This window comes from Brachybacterium sp. YJGR34 (assembly GCF_003347015.1).
GTDB lineage: Bacteria > Actinomycetota > Actinomycetes > Actinomycetales > Dermabacteraceae > Brachybacterium.
In genome coordinates, this window is sequence record NZ_PNFB01000012.1 from 45,887 (window position 1) to 61,817 (window position 15,931).

Here is a 15,931-nt window from a genome sequence, read left to right on the forward strand (position 1 = left end):
CCCCACGAGAGCGCCGCCCACGGCCCGCCGAGGGGAGCGCCGCGCTGTCCCGTCCTCGCCCCCGCGGACGGTGCGGAGCCGCGGCCGGTGGTGTCGTACGCTGTCGGGGTGCGTCTCGTCGTTGCCCGCTGCTCCGTCGACTACACCGGTCGACTCACCGCCCACCTGCCGCTCGCCCCGCGCCTGCTGATCGTCAAGGCCGACGGCAGCGTGCTGGTCCACTCCGACGGCGGCAGCTACAAACCCCTGAACTGGATGAGCCCGCCGTGCACGCTGCGCACCACGCGCCGCGAGGAGGAGGACGTGTCCGCCGAGGGCGAGACGGTCCCGGGCGAGCCGTGGATCGAGCAGTGGGACGTCACCCACGACAAGTCGGGCGATCGCCTGCGGGTGCGGCTGCACGAGATCCTCTCCGACTCCTCCCACGAGCTCGGCGTCGACCCCGGACTGCAGAAGGACGGCATCGAGGCCCACCTCCAGGCCCTGCTCGCCGAGAACATCGAGACCCTGGGCGACGGCTGGTCACTGGTGCGCCGCGAGTACTACACCGCGATCGGGCCGGTCGACATCCTGGCGCGCGACGAGGACGGCGGCTCCGTCGCCATCGAGATCAAGCGCCGCGGGGAGATCGACGGCGTCGAGCAGCTGACCCGCTATCTCGAGCTGCTCAACCGCGACCCGCTCCTGGCCCCTGTGCGCGGCATCTTCGCCGCCCAGGCCATCAAGCCCCAGGCCCGCGTGCTCGCCGCGGACCGCGGCATCGACTGCGTGACCCTCGACTACGACGCCCTGCGCGGGATCGACGACGTCGAGTCCCGACTGTTCTGACCACGCGCGACCACGACCGGGAGAGACCATGAGCACCGCTGAGAGCCCCGCCCCCGGATCGACGGCCGCCGAGCTCGCGGTGCGCGGCAGCGCCGTGCTCGAGAACGGGCTGGTGCCCGATGCGCTGCTGCTCGTGGCCGGCGGGGAGATCCTCTGGGCGGGACCTGCCGCGCACGCCCCGCCGCACACCGCCGCGGAGCGCCTCGAGCACGACGGGCTGCTGCTGCCGGGCCTCGTGGACCTGCACTGCCACGGCGGGGGCGGATCCTCCTTCCCGGACGCCTCCTCCCCCGCCGAGATGCGCGCGGCCGTGCAGGAGCATCGCCGCCACGGCACCACGAGCCTGGTCGCCTCGCTGGTCACCGCCGACGCCGCGGTGCTGCGCGAGCGCGTCGCCCTGCTCGCCGAGCTCGCCGAGCAGGGGGAGATCGCGGGGATCCACCTCGAGGGCCCCTTCGTCTCGGTCGCGCGGCGCGGCGCCCAGAACCCCGAGCACATCACCGCGGGCGACGAGGACCTGGTGCGGGAGCTCGCCCAGCTCGCCGGCGGGGCGCTCGCGACCATGACCCTCGCCCCCGAGGCCGAGCGGGCCGACGCCGTCATCACGGCGCTCGCCGAGGTGGGCGCCGTGCCGTCCCTCGGCCACACCGACTGCTCGAGCACGCAGATGACCGGAGCCGTCGAGCATGCCGCCGCCGAGCTGCGCCGCGAGCAGGGCCGCTCCCCGCTGCCCACCGCCACTCACCTGTTCAACGGCATGCGACCGATCCACCACCGCGACCCCGGACCGGCACTCGCGGCGCTGGACGCCGCCGCGCGCGGCGAGATGATCCTCGAGGTGATCGGCGACGGGGTGCACCTGGACGCACGCACGGTGGCCCACGTGTTCGCGCTCGCCGCCGAGGACCACGTCGCGCTGGTCACCGATGCCATGGCGGCCGCCGGGATGCCGGACGGGCAGTACCGGCTGGGCGCCCTCGACGTCACCGTCGAGAAGGGCATGGCGACCCTCACCGGCGGCTCCGCGATCGCCGGGGGCACCGCGCACCTGCTGGACGTGGTCCGCTTCGCGGTGCAGGAGGCCGGCGTGGACCTCGTGGCCGCCGTGCGCGCGGCCTCCGTCGTGCCCGCGCGCGTGCTCGGCGTCCAGGATCGGATCGGCTCCCTCGCCGCCGGCCGACGGGCCGACATCCTCCTCGTGGATGCGCAGCTGCACCCGGTCACGGTGCTGCGCGGCGGGGCGATCATCGCCGACTGACGCGTGCCCGCGAGCCCACCGCGGCGGCGACGTGGTCCCGGGGGGATCGGCAGTGTGCTCGACGGCGACCGGATCACCCGCTCGGTCCGACGTCGGGAGCCCGCTCCCGTGACGGGTGGGGCCTCAGTCGGCGTCGCCCAGCACCAGGCCCGTCGGCGCGGCCTCGAGCCAGGAGTTCAGCGCCGCCCCCGAGACGATATCCACGATGGCACGGACGGTCCTTCCCTCCCGCAGCGTGAACTCCAGCAGATAGCTGTCCGCCCCGCCCTCGACCCGAGAGGGCAGGCGCCGGCGCGAGACGTCCAGGATGTCGGCGCGGCGGATCACCACCTCCGGGCGCAGCCTCAGGGAGAACGGACGGAACCACCGCAGCCGGTCGGTGCCGAAGCGCATCAGCCCCGTCTGCCACCCGGCGCCGCCCACCAGACCGCGCCGCTCCAGGGTGCATTCGAAGGCGCCGCGCCGCCGCGCGATCGCCAGCTGGCGGAGCAGCACGAGCGCCGCCGCCACGACGAGGAGCATCCCGATCCCCAGGACGAGGATCGGGATGCTCAGGTCGCTCATGGACGGTGTCGCAGCCGGGTCAGACCCGGGACGTGCCTGCCGGAGCGGTCTCCGCGTCGTCGACGCCGATGGTCACGACATCGCTGTCCACGGAGACGAAGCCGCCATGGACGATGCGCTCCTCGACCGCGCCGGACTCGTCGACGATCCGGATGGCACCGTCGCCGAGGATGGCGAGGGTCGGCTGCATCTGCGGCAGGATGCCCATCGAGCCGTCGACCGCCGGCACGACGACCTGCGCGGCCCGACCCGTCCAGACGGTGCGATCCGCGGTGACGAAGGTGACGTCGAGCGCACTCACGCGCCGAGCTCCTTGTCGATGCGGTGCTGGTTCTCGAGCACCATGTCGATCCCGCCGACGTTGAAGAAGGCGGACTCGGTGATGTGGTCGAACTCGCCGTCGCAGATGCCCTTGAAGCCCTCGATGGTGTCGCGCAGCGGGACATCGGAGCCGTCCACGCCGGTGAACTGCTTGGCGAGGTGGGTGTTCTGCGAGAGGAACTGCTGGATGCGGCGCGCCCGCGAGACGATGACCTTGTCCTCCTCGGACAGCTCGTCGACGCCCAGCATCGCGATGATGTCCTGGAGCTCCTTGTTGCGCTGCAGGATCTGCTTGACGCGCACCGCGGTGTCGTAGTGGTCCTGGCCCACGTAGCGGGGGTCGAGGATCCGCGAGGTCGAGGCCAGCGGGTCGATCGCCGGGTAGAGGCCGCGGGAGGCGATCTCTCGCGAGAGCTCCGTGGTGGCGTCGAGATGGGCGAAGGTGGTCGCCGGCGCCGGGTCGGTGTAGTCGTCGGCCGGGACGTAGATCGCCTGCATCGAGGTGATCGAGTGGCCGCGGGTCGAGGTGATGCGCTCCTGGAGCACGCCCATCTCGTCGGCGAGGTTCGGCTGGTAGCCCACCGCCGAGGGCATGCGGCCCAGCAGGGTGGAGACCTCGGAGCCCGCCTGGGTGAAGCGGAAGATGTTGTCGATGAACAGCAGCACGTCCTGCGCCTGCTCATCGCGGAAGTACTCCGCCATGGTCAGCGCGGACAGCGCCACGCGCAGACGGGTGCCCGGCGGCTCGTCCATCTGGCCGAAGACCAGCGCGGTCTTGTCGATGACGCCCGACTCGGTCATCTCCTCGATGAGGTCCCAGCCCTCACGGGTGCGCTCGCCGACGCCGGCGAACACGGAGACGCCGTCGTGGTTGTTGGCCACGCGGTAGATCATCTCCTGGATGAGCACCGTCTTGCCCACGCCCGCGCCGCCGAACAGGCCGATCTTGCCGCCCTGCACGTAGGGGGTCAGCAGGTCGATCGACTTGATGCCGGTCTCGAACATGGTCGTCTTCGACTCGAGCTGATCGAAGTTCGGGGCCTTGCGGTGGATCGGCCAGCGATCGGAGATCTGCAGCTCGTCGGCCGACTTGTTCAGCGGGTTGCCGACCACGTCGAACACGGTGCCGAGGGTCGCATCGCCCACGGGCACGGAGATCGCCGAGCCGGTGTCGACGACGGCCTGACCGCGGACCACGCCGTCGGTCGGCTTCAGCGCGATCGCGCGGACCATGCCGTCGCCGAGGTGCTGGGCGGTCTCGAGGGTCAGGGTCGAGGCCTCGAGGCCGGAGCCCGTGTCCTCGATCTGGATGGTCAGCGCGTTGTACAGCTCCGGGATGCTGCCCGGGGGGAACTCGATGTCGATGACGGCACCGGTGACGCGGGCGACGCGCCCGGTGGCGGCCTGGGTCGGTGCAGGGGCAGTGGTGGTCATGTCCGTACTCTCCATGTCGGGCCGCCGCGCGGGGCGATCGGCCAAGGTCTCAGCGTTCGGTGCGGCCGGATCCGGAGAGGGCGTCGGCCCCGCCGACGATCTCCGTGATCTCCTGGGTGATCTCCGCCTGACGGGCGGAGTTCGCCAGCCGGGTGAACTTGTGGATCTGGGTCTCCGCGTTGTCGGTCGCGGTCTTCATCGCACGCTGGGTGGAGGCGTGCTCCGAGGCCATCGCCTGCAGCAGGATGTTGATGATCCGCGACTCGACGTACCGCGGCAGCAGCTCCGCGATGACCGACTCGGGATCCGGGGCGAAGTCGTAGAGCGGGAAGGCCTGATGATCCCCGGCGTCCTCGGCCTCGACCAGGCCCATCGGCACCAGGCGGACCGAGCGGGTCTTCTGGAGGAAGCGGCTCTCGAACCGGGTGCCCACGACGTAGAGCTCGTCGATGTGCTGGGCCGGGTCCTCGGCGAGGAGGTCCTCGGTGACGACGCCGGCGATCTCGCGTCCGAGGTCCGGCAGGTCCGGCTCCTTGTACGGAGTCCAGGAGCGCTGCGGCGGGCGGTTGCGGAACCGGTAGTACGAGTCGCCCTTGCGGCCGACGACGTACATCACCGGATCCTTGCCCTGGTCCCGCAGCGTGTTCGCGAGCTGCTCGGACGCCCGGATCACATTGTGCGAGTACGGCCCGGTCATGCCGCGGTCGGCGGTGATCGAGAGGATCCCGACCCGCCCGGTCTCGTGGCGGTCGGCCTGCAGGAACGGGTGCGAGACCTCGCTCGAGTGCGTCGCGACCGAGCCGATGGCGCGGGTGAGCGCGTCGGCGTACGGCGTCGTCGCCAGCACGCGGGCGTGCGCCTTGGCGATGCGCGAGGCCGCGACCATCTCCTTGGCCTTGAAGATCTTCTTCATGCCCTGTGCGGACTTGATCCTCTGCTTGTAGACCCTCTGCTGGGCTCCCATGTCTCTCCTCGTGCGGGGGTGGATGCGTCCTCGGCGGTGCCGCCGCCCCGCAGGGCGGCGGCCACTCGCATCAGCCGCGGACGATCTGCTCCTGCTCGATCTGGTCGGCGTCCAGGCGGCGGTCCTCGTCGGTGCGCTGGGCGCTGTCCGCCTTGCCGGCCAGGAAGTCCTTCTTGACGTCGGCGAGCAGCGCGTCGAGCTCCTCCTCGGTGGAGGACTCGAACTTGCCGGTGCTGCGGATCGCCTCGAGCACGGTGCCGTTGTGGTGCAGGTGCTCGAGCAGACGGGTCTCGAACTCGCGGACGTCCTCGACCTCGATGTCGTCGAGCTTGCCCTTGGTGCCGGCCCAGATCGAGACGACCTGGTCCTCCATCGGGAACGGCGAGTACTGGGACTGCTTGAGCAGCTCCATGAGGCGGGCGCCGCGGTTGAGCTGCTGCTTCGAGGCGGCGTCCAGGTCCGAGGCGAACATCGCGAAGGCCTCGAGGTCGCGGAACTGCGCCAGCGAGATCTTCAGGGTGCCCGAGACCGCCTTCATGGCCTTCGTCTGCGCGGAGCCGCCGACGCGGGAGACCGAGATGCCGACGTCGACCGCCGGGCGCTGGTTCGCGTTGAACAGGTCCGACTGCAGGAAGCACTGGCCGTCGGTGATCGAGATGACGTTGGTCGGGATGTACGCCGAGACGTCGTTCGCCTTCGTCTCGATGATCGGCAGGCCGGTCATCGAGCCGCCGCCCATCTCGTCCGAGAGCTTCGCGCAGCGCTCGAGGAGACGGGAGTGCAGGTAGAAGACGTCACCCGGGTAGGCCTCACGGCCCGGCGGACGACGCAGCAGCAGCGACACGGCGCGGTAGGCCTCGGCCTGCTTGGACAGGTCGTCGAAGACGATGAGGACGTGCTTGCCCTCGTACATCCAGTGCTGACCGATGGCCGAGCCCGTGTAGGGGGCGATGTACTTGAAGCCCGCCGGGTCGGAGGCCGGAGCCGCGACGATCGTCGTGTAGTCGAGCGCGCCGTTCTCCTCGAGGGTCGCCCGCACCGAGGCGATGGTCGAGCCCTTCTGACCGACCGCCACGTAGATGCAGCGCACCTGCTTGTCCGGGTCGCCGGACTCCCAGTTGGCCTTCTGGTTCAGGATCGTGTCGATGCCGATCGCGGTCTTGCCGGTCTGGCGGTCGCCGATGATCAGCTGACGCTGGCCGCGGCCGATCGGGGTCATCGCGTCGATCGCCTTGAGCCCGGTCTGCATCGGCTCCTTGACGGCCTTGCGCTGCATGACGCCGGGGGCCTGGAGCTCGAGGGCGCGACGGCCGACGGTCTCGATCTCCCCGAGGCCGTCGATGGGGTCGCCGACGGGGTCGACCACACGGCCCAGGTAGCCGTCACCGACCGGCACGGAGAGCACCTGGCCGGTGCGACGGACCTGCTGGCCCTCCTCGATGCCCGAGAACTCGCCGAGGACGACGACGCCGACCTCGCGCAGCTCGAGGTTCAGGGCGAGGCCGACGGTGCCGTCCTCGAAGGTGACGAGCTCATTGGCCATGACGTTGGGCAGGCCCTCGACACGCGCGATGCCGTCGGCGGCCTCGCTGACGCGGCCGATCTCCTCGCGCTCGGTGGCGCTTGCCTGGTAGGTGGACACCGCGGTGTCCAGGGCGTTCCGGATCTCCTCCGGGCTGATCGTGAGCTCCGCCATCTGCTGCTTCGCTTCCTCTCGGTCTCCCCGTGCGGGGAGGGTCTACACAATGCTGGGGACGCCGGGGCGTCGGGACTGGTTCAGGCCACCAGGCGCTGCCGGGCTCGGGTGAGCCGTGCCAGGACGGTGGCGTCGTAGAGGTCGTCGCCGACCTGGATCCGCAGACCGCCCACGACGTCGGGATCGACGTGGAGGATCATCTGGATCTCCCGGCCGTAGATGCCCGCCAGGACAGCGGCGAGCCGGCTCTGCTGGGTCTCGTCGAGCGCGACCGCGCTGGCGACCGAGGCGAAGGCGAGCCGACGCCGGTCGGAGGCGAAGCGGGCGAACTCCTCGATGCGCCGCGCCGGCTTGATCCCGGTGCGCCGTCCGACGGCGCGGGCCGCGAGGGCGACCGTGATCGAATGGGCGCGACCGTCCAGCAACCTGCGCAGGAGGGTGGCGCGCTGCGAGGGGTCCTCCCGCGAGCCGTCCAGGGCGATGGTGAGGTCGCCGCTGTCGTCGATCATCCGGGAGATCTCGAAGAGCTCCCGCTCGACCTGCTCGAGCACTCCGTCGGCCTGGGCGCGGGAGAGCAGCGCCGAGACGCCGAGCAGCTCGAGGGCATCGAGGATGTCCTCCTGCTCGGACCAGCGGTGCCGCACGACGTCGAGGGTGATCTCGAGCGCCGCCGGGCTCACCTGTGCGCCGAACAGCGAACGCACGGTGTCCTCCTTGACCGCGGCCGGACGGCCGGGGTCGGAGAGCACGCGGACGAGCTGGTTGCTGGCATCGACGGCGTCGGCCGTCGAGAACAGCTCCTCGGCGGTGGACTCCTGCGTGCCGGACTGCGCCGAGAAGGCGCCTTCGGCCTGCTGGAGCACCTCACCGAAAGAGGTGGAGGAGGTTCCTCGCATCACGGTTCCTTATCGGGTGGTGGCCTGGCTCGACTCGAGGTCGTCCAGGAACCGGTCGATCACACGGCGGGAGCGCTCGTCGTCGGTGAGGGACTCCCCGACGATCTTCGAGGCGAGATCGCTCGCCAGCGTGCCCACCTCGCCGCGCAGCTCGGTCGAGGCGGCGATCCGCTCGGCGCTCAGCTGATGGCGGCCGGCCTGCAGCACGCGCTCGGACTCGGCCTCGGCGCGGGTGCGCGCCTCGTCGACGATCTTCTGACCGTCCGCACGGGCCTTCTCGCGGATGCTCGCTGCTTCCTGACGGGCAGCGGCGAGCTCCGCCTCCTGGTCCTGCTTGAGCTGGTCGACCTGCTCCTGGACCTTCTCCGCATTGCGGATGCCGCCCTCGATCTTCTCGGACCGCTCGTCGAGCACGGCGTTCATGCGCGGGAGCACGAACTTCATGAAGACGGAGGCGAAGATCGCCAGGAAGATCGCAGACCACACGATCTCCTCGGGGAGCGGGATGAGCAGCCGCCAGCCGGGGACTTCTCCCCCTGCTTCTGCCAGAATCATGTGCTCGACCTCAGACGAAGATGAGGCCGGTGACGATCGCCAGCAGCGCGAGGATCTCGGTGAACGCGACACCGATCAGCATGGTGGTCTGCAGCTGCGAGCGCATCTCGGGCTGACGGGCCTGAGCCTCAGCGGTCTTGCCGACCAGGATGCCGAGGCCGATGCCCGGGCCGATGGCGGCGAGGCCGTAACCGATGGTGCCGATGTTGCCGGACACCTCAGCGAGGATCGTGGACTCCATGGGGTGTTTCCTTTCGTTGTGCCGCATGGGGGCGGCGATCAGGTCTTGACGGGGGTGGGATGAGCCGCGCGGCGCGGCAGCGTCGCTGCCGACCGCGGCGGAGGTCAGTGCTCGTCGCTGGTGGCGAGCTGGATGTACACAGCGGTCAGCATCGTGAAGATGAAGGCCTGCAGCGCCGCGACGAAGATCTCGAAGCCGTAGATGCCCAGGGCCATCGCACCGGCGAAGGGGCTGATCGCGATCAGCCAGGACCCGGAGAACAGCAGCGCGTGGGTCATGCCGATGAAGACCACGATCATCATGTGGCCGGCGACCATGTTCGCGAGCAGTCGGATCGTCAGCGAGGCCCAGCGGATGATGAGCACCTGCAGCAGCTCGATCGGGATCAGCAGGATGTAGATCGGCCAGGGGATCCCGGGAGGCATCGTCTCGGACTTGAAGTAGCCGAGGAATCCGTGCTTCTTGATGCCGGCGCCCACGTAGGTGACGAAGGTCCACATCGCGAGCAGGAGCGGGAGGCCGATCACGGAGGTTCCGGCCAGGTTCAGCCCGGGGATCACTCCGGCGAGGTTCATCGACAGGATGAAGAAGAACATCGTGATGAGCATCGGCGCGAATCGCTTGCCGTCCTTGAGGCCCAGCGTGTTCCCGATGATCGAGGTGTTCACGAAGTCCATGACGATCTCGACGGCGCTCTGCACGCGGCCCGGGACCAGCTTGGCCCGCGAGGCGATGATGCACATGGCCACGAGGACCACGAGGAGGACGATGAGGCGCACCAGCTGGACGCGGTTGAACTCGAACCAGGTCCCCTCGAAGAAGATCGCCGGCGGGAAGAACTCCGACAGGGTCGGGATGTGGAAGAGCTCGTCGCCCTCTGCGTGCAGCGTGGGGCTGAGGTCTGCGGTGTTCAGCGCGATCTCCCGTGGTCGTGAGGCGCGATGCGGGGCATCGGCCGTGGCCGTCAACTCGATCTTCACCGACCCGGGCGCGGCCACCGTGCGTACGGCGATGGATGACGCCAGAGCGCTCCCGGGTGGTCGATCAGTGGTCGAGCTCGCTGCGGTATTGCACCGTGATCAGCGCTCGAGCACCTCCGGAAGCATAACAGAGAGTCACTGGCCCTCCTGGCGCCCAGGGTTCTCCGATGCATCGTGGACGGGGGCCACAGACAGCGGCTGACGGGTCCGCACGAGGAGGATCGCCTCCACGAGCACGGCCGAGACCGCGCCGACCAGCAGTGCGAGGCCGATCCAGAGAGTCGAGACCGCCGCCGTGTCCCGCACCAGGACCAGGACGAGGATCACAATGAGCATCTTGGCCGCCCAGGAGCCGAGCACCGCGGCCGCCATGCTCACGGGCGTCAGGCGCGGTCCCGCGTAGGTGATCGCGACCGAGGGGACCACGATCACCAGCGTCAGACCGGTGCCGATGAGGGCGCCCACGAGCGCCGAGGACTCGTCCCGGGTCGCGGCGACGGCGATCACCGCGAGGTCGAGCACGAGGCCGACGAGGACCGCGACGACGGTGGCGCGCTGCATGCCGCGGTCACCGACGGCGCGGCCGGTCCGCCGTGCCTGCGGCGGCGTGGCCGACGAGGTCTCTGCGGGGGTGTCAGGGTCGGTGGGCATCGGTGAGGTCCTTCCGGTGGCGGCCGGACCGCCATCTGAGAGGGTCGAAGGTGAGCACGAGGGCGAACAGCAGTCCGCACGCCCAGAAGATCAGCACGGCCGTGGTGGGCAGGAGCAGGGGCACCAGCAGGCCCACCGAGATGACGACCGTCCAGGTGTACATGATGAGCACGGCCGCGCGCTTGGAGTGGCCCAGGCTCAGCAGCCGGTGGTGCAGGTGGTACTTGTCGGCGTGGAACGGGGACTTGCCCGCGCCGATCCGTCGCACCACGGCGAGAGCGAAGTCGAGGAAGGGGATCACCATCACCCCGATCGGCAGCAGGATCGGCAGGAACTGGCCGAAGAAGTCCGCGCCGGAGAGGCTGGCCGGATCGACCTGGCCGGTGACGGCGATCGTGCTCGCGGCCAGCAGCAGCCCCAGCATCATCGATCCGGAGTCGCCCATGAAGATGCGGGCCCGGGCGAAGTTGTGCGGCAGGAAGCCCAGACAGGCGCCGATCAGCACGGCGGTCAGGAGGGCGGCCAGCGAGGAGTAGTCGGTGCTCGAGGAGTTGCGGGTGAGCATGTAGGCGTAGAGGAAGAACGCGGAGCCGCCGATCGCCATCACCCCGGCGGCCAGACCGTCGAGGCCGTCCACGAAGTTGACGGCGTTCATGCTGACCACCACGACCAGCACGGTGAGGATCAGCGCCGTCCGACCGGAGAGCACGGTGACGCCGTTGATCGGCAGCGTCACCAGGCTCACGCCCTGCCAGGCCAGCAGCAGCGCGGCGAGCACCTGTCCGGCGAGCTTGGTCACCCAGTCCAGGTCCCAGCGGTCGTCGGCCGCACCGAGCAGCGTCACCACACCGGCGGCGGAGAGGATCGCCCAGGGCTGGCGGGAGTCGCGGAAGAGCCCCTCGAGGAAGGGGACGTTGCTCGCGATGAGCAGGGCGGCGGCGACCCCGGCGAACATGGCCAGCCCGCCCAGCCGTGGCGTCACCGCATCGTGCACATCCCGCTCCCGCACCGCGGTCATCGCCCCGGCACGCCGTGCCATCAGCCTCACACCAGGCGTGACCAGGAAGGTGATCGCGGCGGAGACCAGCAGCAGGAAGAGATAGATCCTCACCCGGTCGTGGTGCCCGGGCGGGGCCCGTCGGCGCTCCCGTCGCCGATATCGGTCAGAGGCGTCTCCGCGGCCACCTGCGCCGTGGTCGCCTCACCGCTCTCCGGCTCGGACGGGAGGTTCAGGACACCGCCGGGAGCGGGCGCCTCGGAGGACGGCCCGTCGGCCTCCGGCGCATCGGCGGCCGGCGCATCGGCGGACGGTGCCGCGGTCTCGCCGTCCGCGGCGGCGTCCTCAGCGGGCTCCACCTCCTCGGCGACCTCCGGCTCCTCGGGCTCGGGAGTGGTGAAGATGTCCCCCACCACCTCGATGATCCGCTCCGCGGTGATCGCGCCGGCGCGGACGATCTCCGCCGGGGTGACCGTGGTGTCCAGGATGGTCGAGCTCTCGCCGATCGGAGCGGTGCCGCCGTCGAGGTAGACCTCCACGGCATCGCCCAGCTGGGTCGCGGCGTCCAGCACCGAGAGCGCGGCGGGCCGGCCGCTGCGGTTGGCGCTCGAGACGGCCAGGGGCCCGGTGCGGCGCAGGAGGTCCAGGGCGATCTCGTCGTCCGGCATCCGCAGCGCCACGGTCCCCCGGGTCTCCCCCAGGTCCCAGGTCAGCGAGGGCTGTGCGGTGAGGATCAGGGTCAGCGGCCCGGGCCAGAGCTCCTCGACGAGGTCCTCGACGTAGTCGGGCAGCTCCGCGGCCAGCGCCATGAGCACGGCGTGATCGCCGATCAGGACCGGCGGGGGCATGTCGCGGCCGCGACCCTTGGCCTCGAGCAGGTCCTCGACGGCATCGGGCGTGAACGCGTCCGCGCCGATGCCGTAGACGGTGTCCGTCGGCAGGACGATCAGCTTGCCGTCGCGGACGGCGTCGACGGCGGCGGCGAGGGCGTCCTCGCGGGACTCTGGGTTCTGGGTGTCGTGCACGCTCACCGGGTCAGTGTCTCACTTCCTGGGGATGGGTCCCCGTCGCCACGGCGGGCGACGAGGAAGCGGTCGCGTCCGGTCAGATCGCGGACGGTCAGCAGATGGTCGAAGCCGCCGCACGCCACGGCGGCGGTCCGGGCGGCCTCGCCCTGGACATCGGCATGCTCCATGACGAGCACGCCGCCGGGGCGCAGGAGGCGCCGGGACCACGCCAGGACGGCACGGGGCACCTCGAGCCCGTCGGCTCCCCCGCCGAACAGCGCCCGCTCGGGATCGTGCTCGCGCACCTCGGCCTCGCGGGGGATCGCCTCCGGCGGGATGTAGGGAGGATTGGACAGGACGGCGTCCACGGGCCCCGCCGCGGCGAGCTCCGGCAGCTCCTGCGCCCCCGCGGTGAGGTCCGCCCGCAGCACACGGCCGCGGCCCGGACCGGCGTGCTCGAGATTCTCCGCGGCCAGAGCGGCCGCACCGGGGTCCACCTCGACCGCGAGCACCCGCGTGCCGGGCATCTCGTCCAGGACGGCCGCCCCCAGTGCACCCGATCCCGCGCACAGATCGACGATGCTGGACACGGGACCCGCGGCGTGCTCGCGGAGCAGGTCCACGGCCAGCTCCGTCTCCGGGCGCGGGATGAACACCCCAGGGCGCACGGCGAGCATCAGCCGGCGGAAGGGCGCCCGGCCCAGGATCAGCTGGAGGGGCTCTCGGCTCTCACGGCGCCGCGTGAGCTGCTCGAGGTCCTCGGCGAAGTCCACCGGGAGCTCGTCGAGCAGCACCAGCGGGCGCTCGGTGCGTGCGGCATGGGTGATCAGCGCGCGGGCGTCGACGCTGGGCGAGGGCACTCCGGCGCGCCCCAGGCGCTCGGTGGTCCCGGCCAGCGCCCGGCGCAGGCGCGTGCTGACCTCGGAGGCGCTCACGGCGCGCTCCCCTCGGCGGCGCGTCCGGCCTCGGCCAGACGCGCCTCCCGCTCGGCCGTCCGCGAGGAGGCGATGAGATCGCCGAGATCCCCGGCCAGGACCTGGGAGAGATTGCCTGCCTTGTAGCCGGTGCGATGGTCCGCGACCCGGGACTCCGGGAAGTTGTAGGTGCGGATGCGCTCGCTGCGATCGACGGTGCGCACCTGGGAGCGCCGTGCCGCGGAGGACTGCGCCTCCTGCTCCGCCCGGCGGGCATCCAGCAGCCGGGTGCGCAGGATCCGCAGCGCCTGCTCGCGGTTCTGCAGCTGGCTCTTCTGGTCCTGGCAGGAGACCACGATCGACGTGGGCAGATGGGTCACGCGCACCGCGGAGTCGGTGGTGTTCACGCTCTGGCCGCCCGGGCCGCTGGAGCGGAAGACGTCGATGCGCAGGTTCGCCGGGGCCATCGCCTCGGCCAGCACCTCGGACTCGTCGGCCTCGTCGGCCTCGGGGAGCACCAGCACGCCGACGGCGGAGGTGTGGATGCGACCGCCGGACTCGGTGACCGGGACGCGCTGGACCCGGTGCACCCCGGCCTCGTGCTTGAGATGGGCGTAGACGCCGTCGGCCCCCGTGCCCCCGCCGCGCGCGGAGATCGCCACGGTGACGTCCTTGAGGCCGCCGAGCTCGGACTCCGCGGAGGTCAGCACCTCCAGGCGCCAGCCCTGGGACTCCGCGTACGCGCGATACATGCGCAGCATCTCGGCGGCGAACAGCGCGGACTCCTCGCCGCCCGCGCCAGCCTTGATCTCGAGGATCGCGTCCCGGGAGTCGTCGGGGTCGCGCGGGGCCAGCAGATCCTCGAGCTGCGCCCGCTCGGCCTCCAGGCGCTCGGTCAGCTGTGCGGTCTCCGCGGCGAGCTCCTCGTCGCCCTCCCCCAGCGCGGCGAGCTCATGGGCGGTGGCGAGGTCCGCGGCGGTGGCGTCCATCCGGTCGGCGGCGGCGAGCACCGCCTCGAGCTCGGCGTAGCGGCGGCCCGCACGGCGCGCCCTCGCGGGGTCGTCGTGGAAGGTGGGGTCGGCCATCGACTCCTGGAGCCGGGCGTGCTCCCGGCGCAGCGGCGCCAGCCGATCGCCCTCGCCGTGCTCGCTCATGCGTTCCCCCTGTCCTCGGTCCACCGATGCTCCCCGACGCGACGACGCCGGTGCACGCCCTGGGGCGCACACCGGCGTCGGAGACGAGGCTCGTCATGCCGCCTCGGGGACGTCCTCGGATTCAGGCGTCCTTCTTCTTCCCGTAGCGGGCCTGGAAGCGGGCGACGCGGCCGCCGGTGTCCAGGATCTTCTGCTTGCCGGTGTAGAAGGGGTGGCATGCGGAGCAGACCTCGGTGCTGATCGCTCCGTCGGTCTTGGTGCTGCGCGTGGTGAACGAGTTGCCGCAGGTGCAGGTCACCTGGGTCTCGACGTATGCGGGGTGGATGTCAGCCTTCATGTCTCTCCTAGCTCGGGGTCGCTGGGTCGGCGTCCGGGCGGGCGCCGTGAACCAGAACCGACGTCACAGTCTGCCACGCCCGGCGCGCCGGAGGCGAGGGATCCGGATGCGGCGTGTGCAACATCGCGTGCACCGGAGCGGGCACCCGCTCCCTACGCGGAGGCGCGGACCTCGAGGCGGTAGGGCACCACCCGGTGCGCCTCCTGGCCCGTCAGCGGGATCCTGCCCTCGAGCATCCCCGCGACCAGGGCGACGGCCTGGGCGGCGATGGCATCGATGTCGATGCTCAGGGTCGTCAGCTCCGGGGTGACCAGGGAGCCGATCTCGAGTCCGTCCAGTCCCACCACCCGCAGCCGCCCGGGCACCTCGACGCCCATCGTCCGCAGCGCCCGCAGCAGGCGCACCGCGAGCTCGTCGTTGAAGGCCACCAGCGCATCGGCGCCCACCTCGAGCACCTCCTGCAGCGCCTCGACGTGCCCCACGCGGTCATGGGCCTTGTGGATGGGCACCTCGCCGCTCTCGGCGAGCGGGGCCAGGGCGGCGGCGAGGGCCCGCGCACGGGTCCCGGGCTCCGCGTCGCCGGCCAGGTCCATCACCACCGGGCGGTGCACCCCGGCGCGGCGCAGGTGCGCGACGAGGTCCGCGGTGGCCCCGGGGAACACCAGCTCGATGATGCCCATCTCCTGGCACTGCTCCGCCGTGCCGTCGATCCGCACCACCGGCATGCCGGTCGCCCCGCGCAGATCGCCGTGGAGCATCCCGTAGCCGACGATCGCATCGACCCTCCGCGCGAGCTCGCGCGCCACGTCCTCCGGGACCAGGGCGTTGTCCGCCTCCGCGAGCACGACGTTCCAGCCGTAGGGCACGCAGGCGCGCACCACCGCGGCGCCCAGCTCGGCGAAGTACGCGTTGGAGAGGTCCTGGACCACCAGTCCCACCGTGATCGGGCCCTGCTCGACCAGGCCGCGGCCGAAGCGGGAGGGACGGTAGCTAAGCTCCTTCGCCGCCTCGAGCACCCGCGACCGGGTGGCGGGGCTGATCCCGGCCATGTCGTTCATCGCCCGCGAGACGGTCTGCCGGGAGACCCCGGCCCGCTCCGCGACGTCGACGATCGTCGGCCGGCGCCCCGCCATG

General features: G+C 71.3%; 18 protein-coding genes. 2 read left to right on the forward strand and 16 right to left on the reverse strand.

Features of this window, described 5'->3' with window-relative positions; all coding sequences use genetic code 11:
- Positions 1–108 precede the first annotated feature (108 nt).
- Both nucS and CXH06_RS11465 read left to right on the forward strand, forming a co-directional pair.
- Complete coding sequence (nucS, locus tag CXH06_RS11460) at positions 109–828, forward strand: endonuclease NucS (RefSeq protein ID WP_114855377.1); 720 nt, start codon at positions 109–111, stop codon at positions 826–828.
- Between the two features lie 28 nt (positions 829–856).
- On the forward strand, positions 857–2,086 hold the full coding sequence (locus tag CXH06_RS11465) for an N-acetylglucosamine-6-phosphate deacetylase (RefSeq protein WP_114855326.1): 1,230 nt from the start codon (positions 857–859) through the stop codon (positions 2,084–2,086).
- 123 nt (positions 2,087–2,209) lie between these two features.
- On the opposite strand, the gene CXH06_RS11470 is transcribed toward CXH06_RS11465, so the two are convergent.
- The 16 genes from CXH06_RS11470 to CXH06_RS11545 form a co-directional block, all read right to left on the reverse strand.
- Positions 2,210–2,650: a DUF2550 family protein gene (locus tag CXH06_RS11470; protein ID WP_114855327.1), complete on the reverse strand. Its 441-nt coding sequence runs from the start codon at positions 2,648–2,650 to the stop codon at positions 2,210–2,212.
- A gap of 19 nt (positions 2,651–2,669) precedes the next feature.
- A complete protein-coding gene (locus CXH06_RS11475) occupies positions 2,670–2,951 on the reverse strand; it encodes a F0F1 ATP synthase subunit epsilon (protein WP_114855328.1) in 282 nt (93 codons plus the stop codon).
- Positions 2,948–4,405, reverse strand: a complete 1,458-nt coding sequence (gene atpD, locus CXH06_RS11480) for a F0F1 ATP synthase subunit beta (protein WP_157975709.1) — start codon at positions 4,403–4,405, stop codon at positions 2,948–2,950. Before atpD ends, CXH06_RS11475 begins: the two co-directional genes overlap by 4 nt.
- Before the next feature lie 49 nt (positions 4,406–4,454).
- On the reverse strand, positions 4,455–5,369 hold the full coding sequence (locus tag CXH06_RS11485; protein WP_114855330.1) for a F0F1 ATP synthase subunit gamma: 915 nt from the start codon (positions 5,367–5,369) through the stop codon (positions 4,455–4,457).
- Positions 5,370–5,439: 70 nt separating this feature from the next.
- Entirely contained in the window at positions 5,440–7,065 is a 1,626-nt protein-coding gene (gene atpA, locus CXH06_RS11490) for a F0F1 ATP synthase subunit alpha (protein WP_114855331.1), read from the reverse strand.
- A gap of 80 nt (positions 7,066–7,145) precedes the next feature.
- Positions 7,146–7,961, reverse strand: coding sequence for a F0F1 ATP synthase subunit delta (locus tag CXH06_RS11495; protein ID WP_114855332.1), 816 nt, complete (start codon positions 7,959–7,961; stop codon positions 7,146–7,148).
- 9 nt (positions 7,962–7,970) lie between these two features.
- Positions 7,971–8,516 (reverse strand): F0F1 ATP synthase subunit B, encoded by a 546-nt coding sequence (locus tag CXH06_RS11500; RefSeq protein WP_114855333.1) that lies wholly within the window; start codon positions 8,514–8,516, stop codon positions 7,971–7,973.
- A gap of 10 nt (positions 8,517–8,526) precedes the next feature.
- Positions 8,527–8,757: an ATP synthase F0 subunit C gene (gene atpE / locus CXH06_RS11505; RefSeq protein ID WP_114855334.1), complete on the reverse strand. Its 231-nt coding sequence runs from the start codon at positions 8,755–8,757 to the stop codon at positions 8,527–8,529.
- Between the two features lie 104 nt (positions 8,758–8,861).
- Positions 8,862–9,605: a F0F1 ATP synthase subunit A gene (gene atpB, locus CXH06_RS11510; RefSeq protein ID WP_114855378.1), complete on the reverse strand. Its 744-nt coding sequence runs from the start codon at positions 9,603–9,605 to the stop codon at positions 8,862–8,864.
- Between the two features lie 267 nt (positions 9,606–9,872).
- Positions 9,873–10,388: a hypothetical protein gene (locus tag CXH06_RS11515; RefSeq protein ID WP_114855335.1), complete on the reverse strand. Its 516-nt coding sequence runs from the start codon at positions 10,386–10,388 to the stop codon at positions 9,873–9,875.
- Entirely contained in the window at positions 10,372–11,499 is a 1,128-nt protein-coding gene (locus CXH06_RS11520; RefSeq protein WP_114855336.1) for a glycosyltransferase family 4 protein, read from the reverse strand. The genes CXH06_RS11515 and CXH06_RS11520 overlap by 17 nt, the downstream gene beginning before the upstream one ends.
- The gene (locus CXH06_RS11525; RefSeq protein ID WP_114855337.1) at positions 11,496–12,416 is read right to left on the reverse strand and encodes an L-threonylcarbamoyladenylate synthase; all 921 of its coding nucleotides are present in this window, start codon (positions 12,414–12,416) and stop codon (positions 11,496–11,498) included. The genes CXH06_RS11520 and CXH06_RS11525 overlap by 4 nt, the downstream gene beginning before the upstream one ends.
- Positions 12,413–13,327: a peptide chain release factor N(5)-glutamine methyltransferase gene (prmC, locus tag CXH06_RS11530; RefSeq protein WP_114855338.1), complete on the reverse strand. Its 915-nt coding sequence runs from the start codon at positions 13,325–13,327 to the stop codon at positions 12,413–12,415. The genes CXH06_RS11525 and prmC overlap by 4 nt, the downstream gene beginning before the upstream one ends.
- On the reverse strand, positions 13,324–14,460 hold the full coding sequence (prfA, locus tag CXH06_RS11535; RefSeq protein ID WP_114855339.1) for a peptide chain release factor 1: 1,137 nt from the start codon (positions 14,458–14,460) through the stop codon (positions 13,324–13,326). The genes prmC and prfA overlap by 4 nt, the downstream gene beginning before the upstream one ends.
- Positions 14,461–14,581: 121 nt before the next feature.
- Positions 14,582–14,797 (reverse strand): 50S ribosomal protein L31, encoded by a 216-nt coding sequence (rpmE, locus tag CXH06_RS11540; RefSeq protein WP_114855340.1) that lies wholly within the window; start codon positions 14,795–14,797, stop codon positions 14,582–14,584.
- A gap of 152 nt (positions 14,798–14,949) precedes the next feature.
- Positions 14,950–15,930, reverse strand: a complete 981-nt coding sequence (locus tag CXH06_RS11545; RefSeq protein ID WP_232820324.1) for a LacI family DNA-binding transcriptional regulator — start codon at positions 15,928–15,930, stop codon at positions 14,950–14,952.
- Position 15,931 lies beyond the last annotated feature (1 nt).